Annotated in this window: 18 protein-coding genes, 2 tRNA genes and 2 pseudogenes; all 22 read right to left on the bottom strand. The window is 56.9% G+C overall.

Annotated features, from left to right (window positions below):
• Positions 1 to 178: 178 nt before the first annotated feature.
• The 22 genes and pseudogenes from AC1AUD_RS01215 to leuS all read right to left on the bottom strand — a co-directional run bounded on the left by AC1AUD_RS01215 (position 179) and on the right by leuS (position 22,201).
• Positions 179 to 1,288: a polysaccharide pyruvyl transferase family protein gene (locus AC1AUD_RS01215; protein WP_476571328.1), complete on the bottom strand. Its 1,110-nt coding sequence runs from the start codon at positions 1,286 to 1,288 to the stop codon at positions 179 to 181.
• Positions 1,285 to 2,346, bottom strand: coding sequence for a glycosyltransferase family 2 protein (locus tag AC1AUD_RS01220; RefSeq protein WP_476571330.1), 1,062 nt, complete (start codon positions 2,344 to 2,346; stop codon positions 1,285 to 1,287). Before AC1AUD_RS01220 ends, AC1AUD_RS01215 begins: the two co-directional genes overlap by 4 nt.
• Entirely contained in the window at positions 2,343 to 3,623 is a 1,281-nt protein-coding gene (locus tag AC1AUD_RS01225) for an O-antigen polymerase (protein WP_476571332.1), read from the bottom strand. The genes AC1AUD_RS01220 and AC1AUD_RS01225 overlap by 4 nt, the downstream gene beginning before the upstream one ends.
• 320 nt (positions 3,624 to 3,943) lie before the next feature.
• Complete coding sequence (locus AC1AUD_RS01230) at positions 3,944 to 5,020, bottom strand: acyltransferase family protein (RefSeq protein WP_476571334.1); 1,077 nt, start codon at positions 5,018 to 5,020, stop codon at positions 3,944 to 3,946.
• Between the two features lie 125 nt (positions 5,021 to 5,145).
• Positions 5,146 to 6,015 carry a DUF4422 domain-containing protein gene (locus AC1AUD_RS01235; protein ID WP_476571336.1) on the bottom strand — a complete coding sequence of 290 codons (870 nt, stop codon included), beginning with the start codon at positions 6,013 to 6,015 and terminating at the stop codon, positions 5,146 to 5,148.
• Between the two features lie 227 nt (positions 6,016 to 6,242).
• Positions 6,243 to 7,841 carry a sugar transferase gene (locus AC1AUD_RS01240; protein WP_476571338.1) on the bottom strand — a complete coding sequence of 533 codons (1,599 nt, stop codon included), beginning with the start codon at positions 7,839 to 7,841 and terminating at the stop codon, positions 6,243 to 6,245.
• A gap of 288 nt (positions 7,842 to 8,129) precedes the next feature.
• A complete protein-coding gene (locus AC1AUD_RS01245) occupies positions 8,130 to 8,489 on the bottom strand; it encodes a type II toxin-antitoxin system YafQ family toxin (protein WP_476571340.1) in 360 nt (119 codons plus the stop codon).
• Entirely contained in the window at positions 8,479 to 8,772 is a 294-nt protein-coding gene (locus tag AC1AUD_RS01250) for a type II toxin-antitoxin system Phd/YefM family antitoxin (RefSeq protein WP_476571342.1), read from the bottom strand. The genes AC1AUD_RS01245 and AC1AUD_RS01250 overlap by 11 nt, the downstream gene beginning before the upstream one ends.
• A 279-nt stretch (positions 8,773 to 9,051) precedes the next feature.
• Entirely contained in the window at positions 9,052 to 9,486 is a 435-nt protein-coding gene (locus tag AC1AUD_RS01255; protein ID WP_476571344.1) for a hypothetical protein, read from the bottom strand.
• 237 nt (positions 9,487 to 9,723) lie between these two features.
• Positions 9,724 to 10,047, bottom strand: a complete 324-nt coding sequence (locus AC1AUD_RS01260; RefSeq protein WP_476571346.1) for a hypothetical protein — start codon at positions 10,045 to 10,047, stop codon at positions 9,724 to 9,726.
• Entirely contained in the window at positions 10,044 to 10,265 is a 222-nt protein-coding gene (locus AC1AUD_RS01265) for a hypothetical protein (protein ID WP_476571348.1), read from the bottom strand. Before AC1AUD_RS01265 ends, AC1AUD_RS01260 begins: the two co-directional genes overlap by 4 nt.
• A gap of 168 nt (positions 10,266 to 10,433) precedes the next feature.
• Positions 10,434 to 11,591, bottom strand: a pseudogene (locus tag AC1AUD_RS01270) (HipA domain-containing protein); the annotation flags it as partial.
• A 229-nt stretch (positions 11,592 to 11,820) separates the two neighbouring features.
• A tRNA-Asn gene (locus AC1AUD_RS01275) sits at positions 11,821 to 11,893 on the bottom strand.
• Between the two features lie 33 nt (positions 11,894 to 11,926).
• Positions 11,927 to 11,999: transfer RNA gene (locus AC1AUD_RS01280), tRNA-Asn, on the bottom strand.
• A 156-nt stretch (positions 12,000 to 12,155) separates the two neighbouring features.
• A complete protein-coding gene (tsaD, locus tag AC1AUD_RS01285; RefSeq protein WP_476571350.1) occupies positions 12,156 to 13,199 on the bottom strand; it encodes a tRNA (adenosine(37)-N6)-threonylcarbamoyltransferase complex transferase subunit TsaD in 1,044 nt (347 codons plus the stop codon).
• Entirely contained in the window at positions 13,196 to 13,873 is a 678-nt protein-coding gene (gene rimI, locus AC1AUD_RS01290) for a ribosomal protein S18-alanine N-acetyltransferase (RefSeq protein WP_476571352.1), read from the bottom strand. Before rimI ends, tsaD begins: the two co-directional genes overlap by 4 nt.
• 19 nt (positions 13,874 to 13,892) lie before the next feature.
• Positions 13,893 to 14,690, bottom strand: coding sequence for a tRNA (adenosine(37)-N6)-threonylcarbamoyltransferase complex dimerization subunit type 1 TsaB (gene tsaB / locus AC1AUD_RS01295; RefSeq protein ID WP_476571757.1), 798 nt, complete (start codon positions 14,688 to 14,690; stop codon positions 13,893 to 13,895).
• Between the two features lie 47 nt (positions 14,691 to 14,737).
• Complete coding sequence (gene tsaE, locus AC1AUD_RS01300) at positions 14,738 to 15,331, bottom strand: tRNA (adenosine(37)-N6)-threonylcarbamoyltransferase complex ATPase subunit type 1 TsaE (RefSeq protein ID WP_476571354.1); 594 nt, start codon at positions 15,329 to 15,331, stop codon at positions 14,738 to 14,740.
• A gap of 71 nt (positions 15,332 to 15,402) precedes the next feature.
• On the bottom strand, positions 15,403 to 16,404 hold the full coding sequence (gene holA, locus AC1AUD_RS01305; RefSeq protein WP_476571356.1) for a DNA polymerase III subunit delta: 1,002 nt from the start codon (positions 16,402 to 16,404) through the stop codon (positions 15,403 to 15,405).
• A gap of 36 nt (positions 16,405 to 16,440) precedes the next feature.
• Complete coding sequence (locus AC1AUD_RS01310; RefSeq protein WP_476571358.1) at positions 16,441 to 18,090, bottom strand: ComEC/Rec2 family competence protein; 1,650 nt, start codon at positions 18,088 to 18,090, stop codon at positions 16,441 to 16,443.
• 200 nt (positions 18,091 to 18,290) lie between these two features.
• A pseudogene (locus AC1AUD_RS01315) lies at positions 18,291 to 18,485 on the bottom strand (ComEA family DNA-binding protein); the annotation flags it as partial.
• A gap of 752 nt (positions 18,486 to 19,237) precedes the next feature.
• Positions 19,238 to 22,201, bottom strand: coding sequence for a leucine--tRNA ligase (gene leuS / locus AC1AUD_RS01320; protein ID WP_476571360.1), 2,964 nt, complete (start codon positions 22,199 to 22,201; stop codon positions 19,238 to 19,240).
• Positions 22,202 to 22,226 lie beyond the last annotated feature (25 nt).

The raw sequence follows: 22,226 nt of genomic DNA on the forward strand, positions 1-22,226 counted from the left end.
GACACGCTACTTTCTATGAAATGGGCGATGTTGTTTGACGTATAACTCCAAGTAAGGAGGGTACGATGGGCCGGAAGCAATACTGAGACCAGTGATAGTTCTTAGCTGGAATCTGATGTAACTGCTGCATCCATGAAAATACTTTTCGCGATGAATCGTTCATGCAATCATGACTGGGTTACGTAAGTTGCTTATTTTCAACTTCTGTCTTCATTCGAGTCAGATAGTCATCGACCTTCTTACGCTCGGAATCAAGAATGCAATTGACTTTGGTGAAATCTGTCGAGCGATTGAGTACATCGAAATCGTCATAGCCATGTGCATGCCGCTGTTCCGCGTCCACCAGCCTCAGGAATTCCGAAAGACGTCCCGAATACTTGTCCGGATAGACGCAAATGGGTTCGGTCCCCATGTTCATGGAAAATGCCGTTGCATGGAACGAGTCAGTAAGCACATAGTCGGCATGATCCACTAGCGACACAAAGTCGAAAATCTCCGGCATGACCAGCGGTTTGCCGCTGCGTAGCACCTGATCAAGCCTGGTGCAGAACCGGTATATGGGCAGTCCGGTACGTTCGGAGAGCCGTTCGGCATATTGATCAAACTCAGGATTGCGGTTGAGATTGTAGACCAAGATATATCGGCCCTTGATACGACGAGGAGTAGCCACCTTACGCCAAAACTCAGCGGGCATGACGAGCGTGGGATCCAAGATCCGTTCGGCATCCCCGGCATAGCCATACTGGTCTCGCAAGATATGCAGTCCGCTTTCTTCACGAACAGTGATGGCATCAAAACGATTGATATAAGGCTTCGATGCGGCAATTTCCTGCTCGTCCAGATTGGCTCTACCAAAACTGGAGGCGTAGGCATACTTGGGTTTGCCGTCCGGAGCAAAGCTCAAATAGAATGCAGGAATCACACCGCCATTCCATCCGGAGTTCCAGACCTGATCGCTGCCTGAAATATAGACATCGGCGAAGTCTTGGAAGTCCTTGAAATCCACTTCGTTTAGGTACACACGCTTGGTGAGTTTCAGATGTCGTTTCCGAAATCCGCCAAACACTTTCTTCCAGTAAAGCAACGTGGGAAGAATGGCAAGCGCGCGCACCGGATTACCTTTTGCGAAGGATTGCAGCAATCCGAGACCATAGGTATCTCGGCGCCGGTAATCGACGAATACCACGTCGTCAAAATATTCACGCAATTTTTCCTGCGTGGCATATGCCTGCAACTGGGTCCCATAATTGCAGACCTGATGCAGGGTGATAACGGCTGCTGTAGTCATAGTTGGTTCTTTCCTCTCATGTCGGATTGAGCTGTCTTATCGACAGTTGCTTTATTGCGCTTGACGGCGTAATACCGGCTCCAGATTGCTCGGTAGCACCAGTACCCTGGAATTAAAGCTAATATACCTAGCTTGTCCCGCTTTGACGCTCTGGAGTCCCGCAGCACTGTAGGCGCGTACTGGAGAATCTCATGACGGAGCTCCCTGATTTTTCTTTTATCTCGATAGCCCGTGTTGACCATCTGCGAAAGAGTTGAAAGCCTGACAAATGCTTGCTTTTCAATCGCAGCGTCAGAAAGTTGAGGACAATGAGTCTTTACCCATTCGGCCATCTGATCGCCAACTTGGATGAAATCAAGTTTGCTGTCTTTCCAAGCGGTTCCATTGGCGATCGAGGAATATCGCTGCACATAATGGTACTTAGGAGTCATGTTCACTGCCACCTTATGACATAGCTGAGTGATGCGATATGTGGTAGCTGTATCTTCGTAGAGAAGCCCTTCCGGATAACGAACGTGCTCAAACAAGTCAAGCCGATATAGCTTATTCCAAGCGGTTACATCCCAAAGCCCGTTGCGACATAGGCTTTCAATGGCCTGTGCACGATTCATAACTGTCGTACTATGATTTGAGTTTTTGTCCTCCTCATGAGCAGATGAATATGAGATGTAATGGCCGCATTGAACCGCATCCGCACCTGTATCCTCAAGCGTCGTGAGCATCGAAGAAATATAATCTGGTTCAACCCAGTCATCGGAGTCCACGAAAGCCACATAACTGCCACGTTCGTCGGAAGGCATCGTAAAAAGGTAATCAAGCCCCATATTGCGCGCTGCAGATAGCCCACCGTTAGGTCGATGCAAGGCAATGATACGTTTATCTTCTTTTGATAGCAAGTCACAGATCGAAGGACAATTATCAGTAGACCCATCGTCAATAAGAATTATGCGAGTTGAAAGATGAGTTTGCGAGACAAGACTATACACGCATTTCTCAAGTAGTCCTTCAACATTGTATATAGGGACAATAAGATTAACATAAGATGTATTAAAACTCAATGTTTAGCTCCAAGTCGTATAAATCGATTAAAATTTTTAACCTTTAGTCGCAGAACAATCAAAATAAGTAAAGCGACAAAAAATTTAGTATTGCCAATCTGCCATATAATAAATGAACCAAAAAGCGATTGAACAATCATTAAATAAAGTAAAAATGATAAATCACTTCTTTCTACAAACGCCTTTACATAAATATAATTGCACACAAACCCGTAGATAAAAGAGAAAATAATTATCCCCCATATTCTAAAATCCATATAAAAATAATAGAACAAAGAAGAGAAAGCATTAAAGTCTCCAGTCGGAAACAATCCTCTGACCCAAGTATCTTGTGGATAAGCAACATAAGTCGACAAGCTATCTAAATATTCAGAATTAACATTAAAAATGTTTGTCAAAAATTTAATACAGTACAAAAAAGGATAGAAAGTTGCCCCACCAAACGCATAAAAATCAGCATTCTCAAACGATGTCGAATATTTTTCTAAAAGTGGAACAGAAATCGAAAAGTAGGAATATATTGAGCGCAATACGCTGCTAGAAGAGCGAATCGCAGTCATAAAGATAAGAGCCACGAGACCGGCTACCGCAATAAACAAGATTTTTCTTTTACTACCAACCGAAATAGAATCGCGAAAATAAAAGAAGGCTACTACAAACATAAGGACGGTATATAGAATCATTATTCGCCCGCCACTCGATATCGCATCTGATACTACTGTAGCAAATGTAATTAGCACAAATTTCATATTCTTTCTTTTAAAGAAATAATAAACAGCGATAGGTATAAGAACTTTTTTTGCCGGACCAACAAAATAGTTAATAAATCCGCTCAAAAACGAATTTGATATAAGTTGATTATCATTATACCCCATTAAGGAGCCCCTAACATCACTGAGAGAACTCCCACTGCTGTAAGCGTGTAGTGAATAATATAGCGAGGCAAGCGATCCTATGCAAACTAATACCAACACGAAATTTAGCAATCTTGTATTAAGATATAATTTCTTATGCTTCACATTTTTTACGCCCAGTAGAACATTTCTTTTTTTTAGATCAATTAGCAATGCTCCAGCAGCAAAAGAAATCATGCCTACAAAAATTTGAAAAACACTTTTTTCACTATATCCATTAAATCCAAACAAACTTAGTGAAGCAAGACTCGTTATCAAAATCCATAAACTAGTGAAAATAAAAGCGGGACTACAGGGATTTTTAAACAATAGATAGCTACATACCAGAATCAATAATCCGATAAGCATTATCAGCCATATCATCTTCCTTCAGTCTCCCTTTCATCACATAAGACACTCAAATCATCAGTTCTGTGACCTCAGCCGCATTACTAAGATTAAGATACTTTCACTGTTTTATTTACTCGCATTAATATCCAATCTTTCTAGAGTCACCACTTTACTAATTGGATATCAACGTTTATCGCAAGGTAAAGATTTTTTCCAACTCGCTTTTAAACTCCTGCTACACAATAAGATTCTTAATAGAAACACGATTAAAGCTCCTTCTACCACAGAGAATTATCTATACTTTGCTGATAATTTCAATTTCATTAAAATCACAGGAAATCGCATACGCATTCCTACTTCAACCGTCGTTGAGACCAAGGCTTGCCCAGCATCCATGGCAGCCAGCGCTGAATGATTGCATTGGCTATTGCCAGAATCACAAGCGCAAGCATTGTCGCGACCAAACCAATAACAAGCTGAGCGGCAAACGGCCATGTACTGGCATTAATCCCAATGATGCGAAACAACCCCACCTTGACGATGTTTAAGGTCAACGCATTGAGCGCATAGTAGACTAGGCTGTCTCGTCCGACGTAGGCAAGAATCCGACAATGCGCGACCGCAGCACATGCCAAAGAGAATCCAATGGCTCCAGCAACAGAGGCAAAAACCACGATGATCCAGTGCGTGCCAAAAGGCAATGCACTTTCAAACATGCCTTCGGTCACAGCCAAGAGGATAAATACAACGACCGTGACCATGCCCCAAATCGAAGCGTTTCGACGCGATATCGCCATCAACCGTGTTTTCAGCGCTACGCCCAGGCATATGAAACCGGCAATCTGCACGCCACGGTCAATCTGGAACGGCAACGCCGGAGCCTGCAAAGCAGACGCGTATAATGCGTATGCCACGATCAGCATAGGTCCCAGCACTGCCAGAATCTTTTTTCCGCCCCAGCGTTCCGCCAACGAACTCAGTCCGTACATCAGCACCTCGCCGACGAAAAACGCCATCAGGAACCACAGGCCATTGCCCATGACCAGCACATCGACAAGCTGGTGCCCTATCTGATAGTCGTGTCCACTCTGGAACGTCTGTCGCAATTGAGGAACCAGCACAACGGCAAGAGGTTTTGCCAAGAAGTACAGCGAGAAAACATAGTACGGGATAAGCAGTGTCCGAGCCTTTCGCAGCAGGAACTGCCGCAACCCCCCTCTTTTGCTAAATGTTAATCCGCCAAGGAAAAAGAACATCGGCATATGGAACAGATAGATGGCGTCGATTGTCCCATCGAGTTCCGGCAACCATACGCTCTGGCCATCACCATTGCGCAAATGGCCGAAACTCACCAATGCGATGCCGAGTCCCTTCGCAATGTCAATCCATTCCACGCGACGTTTTACAGCTTCTCCGGACAACTTTCTCATGCAATCCACCTCTTCTTAGCGCATCTGACAACAACTCTTCTTTCAAGAAGCCCCCTATACCCTCGATTTGCTCCTATTCTGCATCAGTCGACTCTTCTTGATCGCCGTGCAAGACGGCCAGGCATTCAGAAGCTTTTGCTGTATTTCTTGCCACAGAACTTGGCATTGAGGAATCCAATGATTTTGGCAGGCCAATCGACTGGCTCCGGACTGACGACGGGGAGTTCGGCAACGCGGACATGGCCGTCGACTTTTGCCTCCGCACCGTCTTCATCGAAATCCTTGGAAGCCACAGCTTGTCCAGACAGCTCGCGGCCATAGAGCCACACATCCAGCAGCATCTCAGAGACCCGGCCAGAATAACGCAAATTGAACGCATCATACGGGGAGTCGTCAATGCGGTTCTCCAATTCGAAAAGAATCGGGAACAGCCATGCACAATATTCGTTCAGCAAATCTCGCCGCATGACAAACATATTGAACATATGAGCTTTCGTGCCTTTCATGACACGGTCAAAAGCTGTAAGGTATCCTGGGCAGCGTTCTGCAATGATCGCTCTCGCTGCGTTCAGATGCTCCACAGGAAATGTGTGCGCATAATGGGAATAGATCGTTTCAATCACATAGTTCCGATGCCTTGGCACGATGATGTCGACATCATGCAGCAATGACTCAAGCTCACTGCCACTAGCGACCCTATCGAAACGGTCCTTCGACGTGCGTCTTTTCCTGCTCGGAGAGGCAAAGTGCCGGCGATAGTGTACCAATCCAATGTAATCCGAGTCGCAGTTTTTCCACAGCCAGTACAATCCGGTCAGTTCGGAATATTTGCCATTCCGTGAAGAGATATTCTCACCGGTGTTATCCTGCGCCCAATCACTCAGCATGTCCGGGTGCAGCGCCGCCCCAACGTGCAGGGGCAGATATACCGGATCGTTCGGCATCCGATAAAGCTTGTGCGACACCACTGCGACAGTAATTTCACGCTCTGCCATGAACAAATCCTCCTGAATGTCCGGCGGTAAATTACTAAATAGCTATGGGAGATACCCCTCTCCCACAATGCAAATATCACGAATTAATTCGCATGAGCTTCCCGGTCCGCACACTTAGACGATAAAATCTAGAGTGCTGATTCAATACCACTACTGACATCAAAAAACTCACTCATCTTTGTCACGAGTACGGTCACCGAAATCGTCCGAACCGACAATCATGTTCATCAGTACGCTCCATTCGGGTGCAGAACGGTGCCAACGGTCCGCAGGATGTAAATGATGTCGCCCAGAACAGACCAATCCTGCACATACGCCACATCGAGTGCTTCGGATTCCTCATCGGACAAATCGTTGCGTCCGGACACCTGCCAAGGACCGGTAATGCCAGGCTTGACCAGCAGACGCGTGGCGAAGACGTCGCTGTATTCGGCGACCTCGAACTCGCGCTGAGGCCGGGGCCCGACCACCGACATCGTGCCCATCAGCACATCGAAGAACTGCGGCAACTCGTCGATGGATGTCTTGCGGATGATATGCCCGATATTGGTGATGCGCGGGTCCTTCTTGATCTTCACACGCGCACCCAAAGCCTGTCCGTTGGCGGCAGCCACTTCGGCGAGATACTTGTCGGCGTCCACACGCATCGAACGGAACTTGTGGATCTTGAACGGCTTGCCCTGCAGACCGATGCGGGTCTGCGAATACAGAACCGGCCCACCGTCCTCTTTCTTGATGAGCAGCGCAGTGACCAACATGATCGGGGACGACAACACGATGGCGACGAGGGACACCACTACATCGAACACGCGCTTGGCGAACCTTGCGGCGGGCGTGTACTGCGGCATGCGCTGCGTGATAATCGTGGTGCCTTGGATCGAGCGCACCGAGATCTCGTGGTTCGAGGTGTCGGCGGCGGAGGCAAGCATCGCGACCTCCAGGCCGAGCGACTCCATGCGCACCGAGAACGTGTTGTAGACATCCGAATAGCGGGAGATCGTGTCGCAGACCATCACAGTCTGCGCGTCGAGCGCGACGATGTCCTCGGCCAAGTGGTTGCCGCTGTAGGTGACGACGGGCAGTGGTTCGCCCCAGCTGTCGACCATCAGCTGGCGGAGGTCCGTCTCTTCCGCTCCGCTGGTTCCGTCGGTCCCGTTACCGAACAAAGGCAGCGCCTCGATAGCCTCGGTCCGCGGATCGAGACAAATCGGGCACACCGCCACCGGGCGGTAGTTGAGCTGCTGGCGCTTGGCGAAGAAGCGCAGCATGCGGGCGATGCCCTCGGACGAGCCGACCAGCACGGTCGAATACGCGTACTGTCCCTTCCTGCGGCTGCTGGTGATGAACCAACGCGACACCATGCGTTCGACCATCGTCACCAGCCATCCGCACAGCACAATGAGGCACAGCGAGGTGAGCGTCAGGCTGAAATCGAAGAAGAAGTTCATGGCGCACTGGATCACCCAGCACACCACCATGCCCTTGACCAGCAGGGCGTTGAGCTGATATCCGTCGCCCATGACATGCCGGTGATAGACGCCCACCGTCCTGAGTGACCAAATCCAGAAGCAGGCGACGACCAATAGATACACCGCCGGAGAGAGGGTGAAGCCGAAGCGCTCCGAATGGAGCGGGCCCGCCTCGCCGCGCAGGTTGAGCACGGTGGCGCCGGCGAAGATATACATCGACGCATCGATGAGCATCAGCGCCAGATTGATGAAGAACCGCCAATACAGAACATGGCGGATACCGGTGCGGGCGGTGTCTTTGCGAGCGTCGGACAGCGGCTGGGCCACCATCCGTCCGTAACGGGCATCGCTGGTCATAACACCCCCTATACTGCAGCTTCTCTTTACCCCTAATTCTTTACAGAGCTTAAGAATAACGTCGCCGTGGACCTTTTGTCACGTATGGTTATGCATAGCGTGTCGCAGCCCACGGGGGTATACCGCCGAGGGCCCCGATGAAAGTGGATTCTTAACCCCCGTGGTGGCTGTATTTTCGAGGGGAACGGATGATGTTTCCGGCGGCGACGACGCCTGGGCACGCAACGAAAAAAGCGGTGCCACAACCTTTTGGTAGGTTACGGCACCGCTTCGAATATGTGTCTTGCGTCAGTCCCCGAGAGTTCTGCGCGGGGCCTTGAGCATGGCACGAGTCTCTTTGCGGCCCATCTTTGAGCCGAATAGCTCGTCATGCGAGCCGGTGCGGGCCAGCACCAGCGTGATCGTGTCGCCATCCACGAAATATGTGACCAGCCAATCGCCTTGGACATGGAACTCGCGGAACCCCTGCCATGCGCCGGTCAGAGCGTGGTCGCGGTATTCGCGGCGCATCGTCTCCATATCACCGGCGGCTAGAAGGGAAAACGGCCGTCGCAGGAGCTCCATATCATAATGCTTCTTGCGCAGATCCTTATAGTCATGGCGGAACGCAGCAATGGTGGTAATTCGATATCGACGATCAGAGCGCATTGAGATAGCCCATCAGGTCGTCAACGTTGTCAAAAGACGGGCCATACTCACGGTCCCTCACCTGCCTACGCGCCTCTGCGTTGCGCAGTTCGCGAAGCTCGTCCTCCATGTCGCCGATGCGCTGGTAATCCTGCGGGCTGAGAATATAGCCCGCAGGCCTGTTATTGCGCAGCACGGTCACGGGATGGCCATCGGCCACTTGGTCTAGCGCTTTCGACACCCCGCCACGGGAGAGATCGGTCACCGACCACATCGCATCCACCGGCACCGTCATCACAGCCATGTCGCGCCTCCATCACTAGAAAACACAGGTGAATCATATACCAGAATACACACGCAACGAAAGGCCGACAACCTGCGGAACGCCCTAATTGCATGAGGCGATGTCGTTAATAGCTGTTTTGCCTAGTTACAAACCTCGAGAATTGATATCCGCATATTTCAAAAGCGGCGCCGCAACCTTTTGGAGGTTGTGGCACCGCTTCGAATCTGTTCCCAAGCCTTGCCCCGGCGGATTCGCCGGACGGCTACGGCTTGGTTATATCTTGGCTATGGACGCCCGTCAGGCGGCCTTCTTGCGGCCGCGGCGCTTCATCGTGCCGGCAACGGCGTCTTCCACGGCGAAGACGGCTGCCTTGGCGTCGTTCAGCACGATGCCGTCGATCGCCTGATAGGCGACCTCGCCTTCGGGAGCCTCGGGCAGCGGAAGATACTCGAGCACGGCAGCAAGCACCTTCGGTTCCTTGACCGCCACCGAGGCGGTCTGCTTGTCGGCCGGCTTGCTGAATTTGATCGCGTTGGACTCCCCCGCGTCGCACACCTGCACGGCGATCTCCTTCTTGCGGGAGTTCACCAGCACCTTCACGTGCGAAGGCCAGCCCAGCGCCTCGGCAGTGCCCTTGTTGAACCGGATCACGGAGTCTGTCACGGTCATCCTGACCTCGGGCACCGGCTCGGTCAGCGCCACTTCTTCAAAACCTTGCAAAGAGAAAGCCATATCCACTCCTTAATCCTTTAATCACGCGTCGTTTCGACGCATATCACGCCTTTTATTGTCATTCGATAAACCGGATGACACACGTCGAAAATATACAAGAAAATTCTCGACGTTAATTCATCATAACCCATGCGTAATCAGAATTGAATTTGGCGATAATTACGGGCGGTTTTATCAGCGTAGTGGAATCACTTGATCCAGCCACTGTCTGAAAAATCAAATCAACGAATATAGGTCTCAGTTTCGAGGACATTCATCCCCACATCTACCGGCTTTGAGTTCAGCATGCGTACAAATATGGAGGACACGTACGAAACCATGTGATACCGGCGGATAACACACCACCAGCACATCATCCATGAAATGAAACTCAAGCGCACCGCTATATGGTTCACGTGGATTATCCAACACATGTGGCATATACGAATCAGGCACACGTCCATACACAGCTAGCTCATCATGCAGCAAATCCAGCAATTCATCTGCATATGACGGTCGCCATCGTGCCAACCGCTTCAAATCACGCTTGCCCTCAGCGGAAAAGGCAACGATAGTATTCACCTAGCATCACCATGCAACTCGTCGCGCAACGCTGCCCAGTCAGCCTCACTGCGCAACACGGTATCGCCAGGTTGCGGCGTCTCCGACATGTAATCAGGCATCGCGCCCTTGGCGTAGCCAAGCATGTAAGCGCTCAGCAGATCAACGATGTTATTGCCCCGTCGAACCGCCATTGCTTCGGCTTCGGTATACCCCGGCAAAGATTCAATAGCCGTCATAACGATCACCGCCTTTCTTCCAATATAGATTCTACCGGCGCACCGTACGGAGACCAAGAACGCCACCTATGCTTCGCACAAGTCTTCGTCGGCGACCTTTCTAGCCGCAAAGCTCAGACAAGTTACGGTCATTCACCTTCAGACAAGCTAGCAACTCACGTTTTAACGCTCTTTCACCCTGTGGAGAATTTCAATCTTTTTGTCGAGCTGTTCCTTGATGGAAACAAGGCGCTCGGGAGCGAACATATGCATATGCGATAGCTCGTGGATTGCCTCATCAGGCCAGTCCGACAGGGAATCGAGATCAAATCGATTCCAGTTCTCTATTAGCCTGAGCTGGCGCATGGCAGAAGGTTTGCCAGTCGCAGCGTAAAACGGCTTGGCAAACCAATCACGCCCATCGACATCGATTTCGCCGCTCCACAGAGACGCTCCGGTATCGTAAATCGGAGCGGGACGGACACAAAGGGATTCAACGTCCCTGATCAAACCAAAGTTGTTGTAATGCCGGTCGGTGTTGCGCATGAGGAAATCAACCAGAAGCCATTCTTCCGTCGCCTCGCGCACAGTTTCCTCCTCGCAGCCGAAGCCTACGGCAGCGTGAATCCACTGATCATGCGCGCTGAGTCCGTTGTTCGTTTTCGCGGCCTGAAGCACCTGCCAGGCGGAAACCAGCTCCTCATGATCGGTAAGCATGTCCTCGCACATGCATACCAGGCGATTATCACTCCGGCCCAAGGAATATGACACAGCGGAAAAACCAAGGCGGGCACAGAGCTTTGAGGCGATGACCTCATTCATAGGTTCCTGACCCGTACGGCCGGATTTGATGAGAAGTCTTTTTCCTGTGGTCTTGTCAACTGTCCAGCGTTTGGGAAGATCACCGCCTGTGGACACGTCGGGCGCATGAAAACTGATGTCGTGAGATGAGGAGTACGAGGTGAGCAGAATCTCGCCAAGTGCCTCGTCAAAGGGGTTGTCGAAGAAGTTGATGTCTTCCCATAAGACCGGATCATCCTCATGCTTGACCCAATATTGATCCGACAAACTCAGCCCATAGGAACGGTCCAGCAACTCTTTTGTCGAGGATGCGCCAAGGGACTCAAGCACCCTGCGGATGCCGTCGCGTGTGGCTGGGATAGCGCGAGATTTCCACCACTCGTCAATTCGTGAAGCATACAGTGCCAGCTTGCCATGGGTGGTGAATTCCAACGGCAGACGCTCCGCATCGAGAACCTCTCCTGTGGTGCAGGCCCGGCCAGTGGCGGAATCGTATTCAAACAAGAGGACCGGATGATTTCTGCACATGAGTAGCTTATGCGGCATGCCTTCTGCTCCTTTCCTTCCCGTCTTCGCACCTATTCTTAAAGCTCATAAGGATTCTACCTTTAAGCAATGCGCATATTAGGCGCAATGGCTTCAGTAACTTCGATGATCTTTCTCAGGCAGAACGACCAGCATTGCACCCAGGCGCTTCGGGATATTGCCGCAGGTTGAACGCATGGCGTCTCGCCGGATACGAAAAAGGCCTCCGCTGATGCAGAGGCCTTGGAAGCTCCTGCGACTGGGCTTGAACCAGTGACCGTCCGATTAACAGTCGGATGCTCTGCCAACTGAGCTACGCAGGAATATTCAATTATGGTCTGGCGAGCCAGATCAAGCTCCTGCGACTGGGCTTGAACCAGTGACCGTCCGATTAACAGTCGGATGCTCTGCCAACTGAGCTACGCAGGAATTCTGCTTTCCGGATTTCTCCGGCGCACAAGTCATAGATAATACCCTGATTGCGCGATAATGCAAATCCGACACGCGCGCGGCATGTCGCGCCAGACGTCGCGTTGCGAGGCTACCACCAAGACGGCTTATACGGCGCGACGTGACGCCCGACGTTCACATCGAGATCTTGGTCAGCGGCATGGCGGAGTCGATGGAGAAATCCGGCGCGCTGGGGGCGACGCCGGCCTCAACGAGGTTGACGCCGAGCATGGCGACCATCGCGCCGTTGTCAGTGCACAGCTTGAGCTCCGGGATACGCACCTTCACGCCGTGTTCCTCGCCGACCTCAAGCAGCTTGGCCCGCAGTTGAGAATTGGCGGAGAATCCGCCGCCGACGATCAGCGTATCCGCGCCGTATTGCTCGCAGCCTCGCATAGCCTTCTTCGCCAGCACCGAGGCCACGGAATCGGCCAACGACGCGCACACGTCATCGACCGGGATGTCGCGCCCGGCGGCTTGTTCGGTCTCAATCCAGCGGGCGACGGCGGTTTTGACGCCGGAGAAGCTGAAGTCATAGGGATGCTTCGCGCCTGCCTGGCCCTGCGTCAACCCCTGGGGCACATGGATGGCCTTGGGATTGCCCTGACGCGCGTGCCGGTCGATGTGGGGGCCGCCCGGGTAGGGGAAGCCAAGCAGACGGGCGACCTTGTCGAAGCATTCCCCCGCCGCGTCGTCAAGCGTCGTTCCCACCACATCGATATGCCGCGCGACGTCGGCGACGTGCAGCAGCGACGTGTGCCCGCCGGAGACGATAAGGGCCAATGTGTCGGCCGGGAACGGGCCGAACTGCAGCTGTGTGACGGCGATGTGCCCTATGACATGGTTGATGCCGTAAAGCGGCTTCCCTGAGGCCCATGCAAGGGCCTTGGCGCCGGACACGCCGACGGCAAGGCACCCTGCAAGGCCGGGACCCGCGGACACGGCGATGGCATCCACGTCGGACAGTTCGAGCCCGGCGTCGGCCAACGCCTGGCTCACGCAGGGCACGAAGGCCTCGGCGTGCGCGCGCGAGGCGATCTCGGGGATGACGCCGCCGTATCGGGCGTGTTCCTCCATCGAGGACGCCACGACGTTGGATCGCAGAGTGTGCCCTTCGACGATGGCGGCGGCGGTCTCGTCGCAGGTCGATTCGATGCCGAGGACGATGGGATCGCTCATGCTTGTTCTCCTTGCTGCTGCGATACGGGTTGCGACGGTTGGAAGCCGACGACGCGCGGTTCCGCCGGATCGAGATCGAGGCTCATCGTGTAAGCGTCGATGTTGCCGGGCTGGTAATACCGCTTGCGCAGGCCCATGCGTTCGAAACCGAAAAGCTGATAGAGCGCGAGGGCCGGATCGTTGTCGACGCGCACCTCGAGCAACATGCGGCGTGCGCCCTGGGCCCGGGCACGGGCAATCAGCGCGTCCAACAGCGCCGAGGCGATACCTTGGCGCTGGGCGTCCTTGGCGACGCCGATGGTCATCAGCTCCGCGTCGTCGCCGTCATACCAGTAGCCGGCATAACCCCGAATGACGGGGTGAGATCCTTCGCTCCGCTCAGGATGACAAGAAACAGTATGGTTCTCAGGGTGGCAAGAAACGGTATGGCTCTCGGGACGACAGGAAACGTCATCCTTTCTGTCATCCTGAGCGGAGGCGCGAAGCGCCGGAGTCGAAGGATCCCTTTCAGCAGCATCTTCAACCGCGAACAGATAGGTACGCGCCGGCGCGTCGAGTTCCTCTCGCACCATATGCGCGTTCCACGCGCCCGCGCCAAACAATTCGGCCTCAAGCTCGGCGAAACGCGCCACCACGGTGTCACGGTCAAGTTCGTTCAATGCAACGATTGCCATATGCGATCAACCTGCGATTTCAGTTCGCCTTGGTGACGCCGGAATGCCCGAGCACATGTTTGAGTGGATTGGGCACCTCGGCATCGGGACGACGCAGATACAACGGCTCGACCGGCGCGCCGAGCTGCGCGTCATGCGCCATCAAGGCATCGATCACGAACAGCGATAGTCCACGCTCGCCTTGATCCAGCACCGACTCGTCGCAGATATCGCCGAGATGACGCAGCCCCGCGAACGCATCAGCGTATTTGGCCGCCCCGTGGCCGATCACATCCACGATAATCTCCGCGTCCTCGTAGTCGCGCGCGTAACGGTCCATCACCTCGTTGACCCGCTGCACGATGGAGACCGGATAGTCGATGTCCATGTCGATGAGCACATCGTGATGTCCTTCATCGTCCACCGACGTCTCCTCCAGCTGGAAGTACAACTGCTTGCGTCGCGCATCGTTGACGGCAAGCGTCACTATCCGACGCATAGGCGAGCACAGGTCGCCGAGGGAACCAATCTCCTTGCGACGCATGCGGTTCCAACGGGCCTGCGGGGAAAGGATGTCGCGTCCGATCAGACGCGCCCCCGTGGCGAAGGCAAGCGCCTTCGCGGTGACGATGCCGGCTCTCAGCCCGGTGAAAGGGCCGGGCCCCGTGCCCACGATGATGGTGTCGAGGTCGGACGGTTCCAGCCCGGCGTCGGCGACGACCTTCGCGACGTTGGCTTGCAGTCGTTCGACATGCGTGCGCGAATCGGTTTCGACGATCGGCTCGTCGATGCCGACCGTGGAGCCGTATGAGGTGTCGATGACGAGTATGTTGCCCATGGTCCCCGTGACCCGCTCGGTCTGCGCTACGTCCATCGCTCCTCCGCTCACTGCATGCTCCGTTCCAGGCCGGTGAGTCGCGTCTCCCAATCGCCGCCGACCGGCACCAAACGAACAATCCTAGTCCCCTCGCTGGTCGGGTCGTTTCCGACAGACGCCGCGGGGTCGAGCGGTCTGTCGATATGGACCTCAAGACGTTCCGGCGCCAATGCGGCCGCCATCTGCTCGCCCCATTCCATGAGCACGACGGTGCTTTCGCCCGGGTTCTCCAACTCCTCGTCGAGGCCGAGCGATTCCAATTCGTCGAGCAGCCGCCCGACGCTGTCCTGCCCGGGCGCGTAGGACGAACCGCCGAGCCGGTAGGCGTCGACGTGCACGAAATGCGCCGGAGTGCCGTCAGCGAAACGGCCGTCCAGTTCGCGGGCGATGGTGAAGGTCGGCGAGACGATGGGGCCATCGATGCCAAGGCCCGCGCCGAAGCCTTGCGCGAATGTGGTTTTGCCGGCGCCGAGCGGACCGGATAGGAGGATAACATCGCTGCCGTGTGTCAGTCGTGCCACGTTGGCGCCGAGACGGCGCATGGCGTCGTCGGTGGGCACTTGATGCGAAAGAGTTGTCACCGAGGTTCCTGCCTTCTTCATAGTTATGTTGCGGAATGATGCGATTGCATTATGGAATGGTTGCCTTGCGCTGTAGCCACGCTGCGCGTCGTTTATCGGTACTGAGCCGCCCTGCCGCGCGGATCGGCGCCCTTGCTGGCGATGAGTTCGATGCTGCGCTCCAGCGCATAGACGGGATCGCCGCCGTTGGTTTTGCTCTGCTCGTCGGCCCAGGCGAGCGTGCGGATGCAGCGTCCGAGGCCTTCGGAACTCCATCCGGAAAGCTGGCGCATCGCGTTTTTGAGCACCCACGGATTGGTTTTGGCCTCGGCTTGGGATATGGCGCCGGAGCGCACGGCGGAGGCCTTGGCGATGGTGCGGAGTTTCATGGCCAGCGCGCCGATCAACGCGATGGGATCGATGCCGTGTTCGACGGCGGAGCGCATCATGACGATGGCGTCGGCGGCGTTGCCTTCCACGGCGCGGTCGGCGACGTTGAATCCGGTGACCTGCGGATTGGAGGTCAGATACTGGTTGACGCGGTCGAGGCCCATGGGATTGTCGTCGAAATCGAAGCAGAGCTGCGCGCACATGGCGGCCAATTCACCGGTGCGGTCCCCCAAGACGGCGACCAGCTGCTGCGCGGCGGCGGGATCGACGCGTCGTCCGCATTGCTCGAACCGCGACATGACGAAGTTGAGCTTTGCCTCGGGCTTCTTCAGGTCGGGCACATCCTCCTTGCGTGCTCCCGCCTTGAGCAGCTGGTCCACGAGTCGTTTGCCCTTGACCCCGCCCTCGTGCTGGCAGATGACGACGCTGGATTCGGCAGGATCCTTGGACGCTTGGCGGCAATATTCGACGATGGCATCGCCGAGTTTCTCATCCGCGTTCTGCAGGCCGGTCAGCTTGACGACGGCTGTGTCGGACAGCAACGAGGGACTCACGGCCTCGTCGAAGGCATATCGGTCGGCGCTGACCGCGTCGAGCTCGACGAGTTCGGCGTCGGGGCGCCGTTCGAGCGCCTTGGAGCACAGCTCGCGCACGGTTTGGTCGTTCAGATAGGCGTCGCCGCCCATGACGAGCCGGACCGGCGCGTTCGTCGTTGCTTTTGCCATATGCACAATCTCGCCGCAGTGCTGGACAACACCCCGTCATTCGCCTTCCATCATGCGCCGCGTATCCTCCCACCATTGGCGCATGCGGTCGGCCGGAGTCACACGGAAGTTCATGCCTTCCGAGCCGTCGTCCGGCATACAGAGCCTGGCCCGGAGGCGCGCCATGCCCATGCATGTCATGACGATCGCCGTTTCCACTGCGACCATAAGCACCGCGCCCGCCACGCCACCGGCCCATGGGACCACCATGGATTGCTCGCCGCCAAGCCATGTGGCGCATCGTTCCATGACGCGTGTGCCCGCTGAAGCCACCCGAACAGGAACGAGCGCAATCGCCGGCGCCCACCATGCCGTCATCAATGCGCATAGCCCTGCGATGGTGGCGAAACCCACGACGGGGGCGACGAGGATATTCGCGGGCACCGAAGCCAGCGGCAATCCGGGCTCCATCAGGGTTTGTATCGGCAGCGCGAACATCTGCGCGCTTATGGTCATGGCCGCGATATCGGCGACGGCCTTCGGCATGACATGGGACAGGGCGGTTGCGATGGGATGGGAGGACAAGACGATGCCGAGCACGGCGCCGCAGGACAGCGCGAAGCCGAAGCTTCGCCCCATCTCCGGAGCGACGATCAACGTGCCGACGACGGTCCAGCACAACGCCGACAAGGCTTGCGGACGCCGCCCCAATCCGAATGCCGCCGCGGAGAAGAAACCCATGACCAAGGCACGCGTCACCGAATCGGAGGGGAACATCAGCGCGGCAAGCGCCCACATGGACAAGGCGACGATCACGGCGACCAGACGACGCGGCAGCAACACAAGCGCGCACAGACGACGCACCAGCGCGCCTATCAGCACGAAATGCCCGCCGGACACCGCCATCAGATGCATGATGCCGGAACGGCGGAAGCATTCCTCCAAGGCACGAGCGTAGGTGGGATCGGGCATCTTGTTCTCGTCACCATCGATGCCCATGTACCGCTCCTGCCCGAGCACGCCAAGCGTCAGTCCCGGCACCAGCACACGCCCTTGGTCGTCGAGGTCGCCGGTCAGGTCGAGGAATCGCTCATGAATATGGTGAATCGTCCGATCCATGACGGAGGGAGGCTTCAGTGTTTCGACCGCGGCGTCTCCGCCGAGCCTCAGCCAGATCGACATCCCACCGAATCGCGCTGGCTCGAGATCGCCGATGAGACGTTGCGTCGCACCTCGCGTCAGCTTGGTGCAATTGACGGCATCGGCGTAGACGCGCACGCGGGCATGGGATGGCTGGACCATGCCCTCCGCGGTGAGTGCGCTCAGGGAAACATCGGTTTGGCAATCCGCATCACGCATATTCGAGGCGAGCACTGGCTCGTCGATATGGACCGTGGCCTGCACGCTCGCGCCGCCCGCCCGCACGATGGCGCTCGCCGGGTCATGCCATGTCCTCAGATCGGCGGCCACAGCAGACATCGCGGCAATGGCCGCCGCACAGCACGCCACCAAGCCGGCACGGGCAAGCATATGACGCCGAGCCGGAGTCAATACGCGCAATATACGTCCCGCTCGCAGCATCAGACAGGCCGCGACCATTCCAACGCATATGCCAAGGGCCATGATGAGCCACCACGGCGTCGGAGTATCGGCGAATGCTCCGCCTTCGCCCGCACCACTGCCTTCGGCTCCGGAAACATGCGTCATGCGCTCGAATAATGCATGCGCGGCGAGATTCGCAGTCCACGCCGACAAAGCCGCGGGCAGCAGTCGCATGTCATTGCGGCCGCTTTCCATGCGGCGCACGCTTTCCCCACCTGGAGCATCCCTGTCTGCGCCGCCTCTGTCCATGCCGCCGCCGTCCGCGCCTTCATGCAAGCGGCTGTTCCGACCGTGCTCTCTTCCACTCATCGCACCGTCACCTGCGGTCGCAGTTTCTCGAGCGTCTTGGCACCAATGCCTTTGACATCGAGAAGTTCGTCGACGCTGGAGAAACGCCCTATCTGCGCACGATGGTCGATGATGCGTTGGGCGAGAACCGGACCGACGCCGGTGATGGTGTCCAGCTCGGCGAGGGTGGCCGTATTGAGATCCACCAGTCCGTCATCCGCTTCGGTCGGCGAGCGAGGCAACGGCGACGTCGGTGCAGGAGCCGGCGCCTCAGCGCCCCGTCCGGTTCCCTGCTCGGTTCCGTTGTTTCCAGTATTCCCGGTATTTCCGTCGCCCACGTTGTCATCGGCTTTTCCATCGTTTCCTGCATCCCCAGCAGCCACGCCGTTGTCGCCGGCCTCCCCGTCAGCATCCGTTTTGCCCTTCGCATGTCCCATATCCCGATGCACTGACGCCGCGGGTGCTTCATTCTGCAGTTGCGCAAGCGTGAACGACTGTTTGATGAGCATGGTCAGACTCGCGGATAGGGCGGCGAGCAGCAACAGCATGGCGATCAGCGCATGCCGTGGGGAGAATCCCAACCGCGGCGCGGCATGCTCCTGCCTTGCGTTTCTCTCGGCGCCATCCGATTCATGGACTCCGGATAGATCTTCCAAGGTCGCCATTGCGACTCGTGGTTGTCCGTTACCTGGCATGGCGGGAGGTGGCGGCGGAGACAGCGGAGGCAAGGGGGACGACGAGGATGGCGAGTGGGCGTTCCGCTTATGCGTCGGCGCATGCGGCAGTCTCGCCGCGGCATCGCGGCGTCTCCTGTCATATGGAACGCCCATGATTCCACGATGGAACCATGGGCGTTCACTGTCCAGTCCGACCGACCATTGTGGTCGGAGGACCGGTTATCCACATTTTGTTAGGATGAGGGCCTATTGCGTCTGCCGCGTCTATCGCGCCGGAATCGCTCGACTCACTCGGCGGGCACGATCGACACGATCTTGGGGGCCTTGACGATGACCTTGCGCGGCTCCTTGCCGCCAAGACGCGCGGCGACGGCCTCAAGGGCGAGCTTCTCGAGCTCGGCCGGGTCGATGTCGGGCGACACCTCGAGCTTGGCGCGCACCTTGCCCTTGATCTGCACGACGGCGGTGACGGTGTCCTGGCCAATGTAACGCTCATCGGCGACGGGCCACGGGGCGGCCGACAGCGATTCACCATGGCCGAGCTTCTCCCACAGTTCCTCGCAGACGTGCGGGGCGATGGGAGCGAGCATGAGGATCAGCGGTTCGATGGCGGCACGGGGCACGACATCAAGCGTCGTCAGATGGTTGTTGAGGACGATGAGCTTGGCGATGGCCGTGTTCGGACGCATCGCCTCCATCTCCACGGTCACGTCGGCGATCGTGTTGTTGAGCAGCTTCAGCGTCTTCGTATCCGGCGCGTCCTCGCTCACGTGGGCCTCGCCGGTGCCCTCGTCGATGACGTTGCGCCACAGGCGCTGCAGGAAACGCATGCCGCCGACGACGTTGCGGGTGTTCCACGGACGGGACTCGTCCAGCGGGCCCATGCTCATCTCATAGAGGCGGAAGGTGTCGGCGCCGTAGTTCTCATACATATAGTCCGGCGTGACGATGTTCTTGAGGCTCTTGCCCATCTTGCCGAACTCACGGTTGGCGTGCTCGCCGTTCCAGGTGAACGTCGGCTCGCCGTCGGCGCCGGCGGGGCCTTCCACGACCTCGTCGGCCGGCACGTACTGGCCGCGGTCGTCGGTGTAGGCGTAGGCCTGGATCATGCCCTGGTTGAAGAGCTTGTGGAACGGCTCGGCCGAATCCACATAACCGAGGTCGAAGAGCACCTTGTGCCAGAAGCGGGAGTAGAGCAGGTGGAGCACGGCGTGCTCGACGCCGCCGATGTAGAGGTCCACGCCGCCGCTGGCGCCGGAGTACTTGGAATGGTTCGGCCCCATCCAATAGTCGAACTCGTCCTTCTCCACCATATGCTTGGTGTCGGTCGGGTCGAGGTAACGCATGTAATACCAGCAGGAACCGGCCCAGTTGGGCATCGTGTTGGTGTCGCGCCAATAGGTCTTCGGACCGTCGCCCAAGTCGAGCGTGACCTTCACCCAGTCCTCGTTGCGGCTCAGCGGCGCCTCCGGGTTGGATTCGGCGTCCATCGGGTCGAAGGTGCGCGGGGAATAGTCGGGCACGTCGGGCAGGTTGACGGGCAGCTGGTCGTCGGGCAGCAGATGTGCGACGCCATCCTCGTCGTAGACGACGGGGAAGGGCTCGCCCCAGTAGCGCTGGCGGGAGAAGAGCCAGTCGCGCAGACGGTAGGAGACGGTGCCCTTGCCAACGCCGGCGGCCTCCAGCCATTCGTTGACCTTGGCGATCGCGTCGTCCACGCGCAGTCCGTTGATGTCGAGGGGCTTGCCGTCGGCAGCGGTCGCCTCGACGGCGGAGTTGATGACGATGCCGTCGTGGGAGACGAACGGCGCCTTGCCCTCGTAGTTGGCGAGGTCGTCGCCGGATTCCGGCAGCGGCTTGACGGTGTAGATCACCGGCAGCCCGAACTTGACGGCGAAGTCATAATCGCGCTGGTCGCCGCCCGGCACGGCCATGATGGCGCCGGTGCCATAGTCCATGAGCACGTAATCGGCGGTGAACAACGGCAGCTTGACGCCGGTGATCGGATTGACGGCGTAAAGGCCGGTGAACAAACCGGTCTTCTCGCCGGCCTCGTCGACGCGGTCCTTGGCGGTCTTGGCCTCAGCGGCCAGACGGTAGGCCTTCACGGCCTCGACGGGGGTGGCGTAGCCGCCCTTCCAGTCCTCCGGAGTGCCTTCGGGCCATTCGGCGGGCACGTCGGCGAGCAGGTGATGCTCCGGGGAGACGACGGCGAAGGTGGTGCCGAACAGGGTGTCGGGACGCGTCGTATAGATCTCCATGTCGCGCTCGCCGGCCGGGGTCTCGACGGTGAAGTGCACGGAGGCGCCGTGGGATTCGCCGATCCAATTGCGCTGCATGAGCTTGACCTTCTCGGGCCAGTCAAGACCGTCGAGGTCGGCGATGAGGCGATGGCCGTAGGCGGTGATGCGCATGGACCACTGGCGCAGCTCGCGCTGGAACACCGGGAAGTTGCCGCGTTCGGACTTGCCCTCGGCCGTGACCTCCTCGTTGGCGAGCACGGTGCCCAGGCCCGGGCACCAGTTGACCGGGGACTTGGAGATATAGGCGAGGCGGAAGCCGTTGAGGATGTCGGCGCGTTCGGCGGCGTCGAGGTCGCCCCAGGCCTTGCCGTCGGCCTCATGGCCGGGGATGGCGCGGGCGCCGGATTCGAATTCGGCGACGAGATCGGCGATCGGGCGGGCGGAGCCCTTCGAACCGGAGGGATTGGTGGCCTCGGGGTCATACCAGGCGTCATAGATGCGCGAGAAGATCCACTGGGTCCAGCGCACATAGCCGGGGTCGATGGTGGCGAAGGTGCGGCGGTTGTCGAAGGACAGGCCCATGCGGTGCAGCTGGCGGCTCATATTGGCGATGTTCGCCTCGGTGGAGATGCGCGGATGCTGGCCGGTCTGCACGGCGAACTGCTCGGCGGGCAGGCCGAAGGCGTCGTATCCCATCGCATGGAGCACGTTCTCGCCCTTCATGCGGTGGTAACGGCTCATCACGTCGGAGGCGAGATAGCCGAGAGGATGGCCGACGTGCAGGCCCTTGCCCGAGGGATAAGGGAACATGTCCATCGCGAAATACGATGGGCGTCCCTCGGCGTTGCGGCCCTTGCCGTCCTTGAGATCGCCGGAGACGTTCGCGGCCCAGAAGGTGCCTTCCTCGTCCCACTTGGTCTGCCATTTGGTTTCGATGTCCTGGGCGAGCTTCGCGTTGTAGCGGAAACGGGGCTCGTCGGTTGCGTTCTGGGTCTCGATGTCACTCATAAGTCAGCAAAATAGCCGCGTTGGT

The sequence above is a fragment of the Bifidobacterium sp. LH_730 genome, assembly GCF_056355835.1.

What these genes read in the sequence shown, in the direction of transcription:
- rimI (WP_476571352.1), bottom strand. Translation starts at nt 13,873, where the DNA reads ATGGCAATCGTTGCATTGAACGAACTTGACCGTGACACCGTGGTGGCG.
- AC1AUD_RS01225 (WP_476571332.1), bottom strand. Translation starts at nt 3,623, where the DNA reads ATGATATGGCTGATAATGCTTATCGGATTATTGATTCTGGTATGTAGC.
- tsaE (WP_476571354.1), bottom strand. Translation starts at nt 15,331, where the DNA reads ATGAAGAAGGCAGGAACCTCGGTGACAACTCTTTCGCATCAAGTGCCC.
- AC1AUD_RS01245 (WP_476571340.1), bottom strand. Translation starts at nt 8,489, where the DNA reads ATGCGCTCTGATCGTCGATATCGAATTACCACCATTGCTGCGTTCCGC.
- AC1AUD_RS01310 (WP_476571358.1), bottom strand. Translation starts at nt 18,090, where the DNA reads ATGACGCATGTTTCCGGAGCCGAAGGCAGTGGTGCGGGCGAAGGCGGA.
- AC1AUD_RS01240 (WP_476571338.1), bottom strand. Translation starts at nt 7,841, where the DNA reads ATGACCAGCGATGCCCGTTACGGACGGATGGTGGCCCAGCCGCTGTCC.
- AC1AUD_RS01255 (WP_476571344.1), bottom strand. Translation starts at nt 9,486, where the DNA reads ATGGCTTTCTCTTTGCAAGGTTTTGAAGAAGTGGCGCTGACCGAGCCG.
- AC1AUD_RS01265 (WP_476571348.1), bottom strand. Translation starts at nt 10,265, where the DNA reads ATGACGGCTATTGAATCTTTGCCGGGGTATACCGAAGCCGAAGCAATG.
- AC1AUD_RS01235 (WP_476571336.1), bottom strand. Translation starts at nt 6,015, where the DNA reads ATGGCAGAGCGTGAAATTACTGTCGCAGTGGTGTCGCACAAGCTTTAT.
- tsaD (WP_476571350.1), bottom strand. Translation starts at nt 13,199, where the DNA reads ATGAGCGATCCCATCGTCCTCGGCATCGAATCGACCTGCGACGAGACC.
- AC1AUD_RS01250 (WP_476571342.1), bottom strand. Translation starts at nt 8,772, where the DNA reads ATGGCTGTGATGACGGTGCCGGTGGATGCGATGTGGTCGGTGACCGAT.
- AC1AUD_RS01215 (WP_476571328.1), bottom strand. Translation starts at nt 1,288, where the DNA reads ATGACTACAGCAGCCGTTATCACCCTGCATCAGGTCTGCAATTATGGG.
- AC1AUD_RS01230 (WP_476571334.1), bottom strand. Translation starts at nt 5,020, where the DNA reads ATGAGAAAGTTGTCCGGAGAAGCTGTAAAACGTCGCGTGGAATGGATT.
- leuS (WP_476571360.1), bottom strand. Translation starts at nt 22,201, where the DNA reads ATGAGTGACATCGAGACCCAGAACGCAACCGACGAGCCCCGTTTCCGC.
- holA (WP_476571356.1), bottom strand. Translation starts at nt 16,404, where the DNA reads ATGGCAAAAGCAACGACGAACGCGCCGGTCCGGCTCGTCATGGGCGGC.
- tsaB (WP_476571757.1), bottom strand. Translation starts at nt 14,690, where the DNA reads ATGGGCAACATACTCGTCATCGACACCTCATACGGCTCCACGGTCGGC.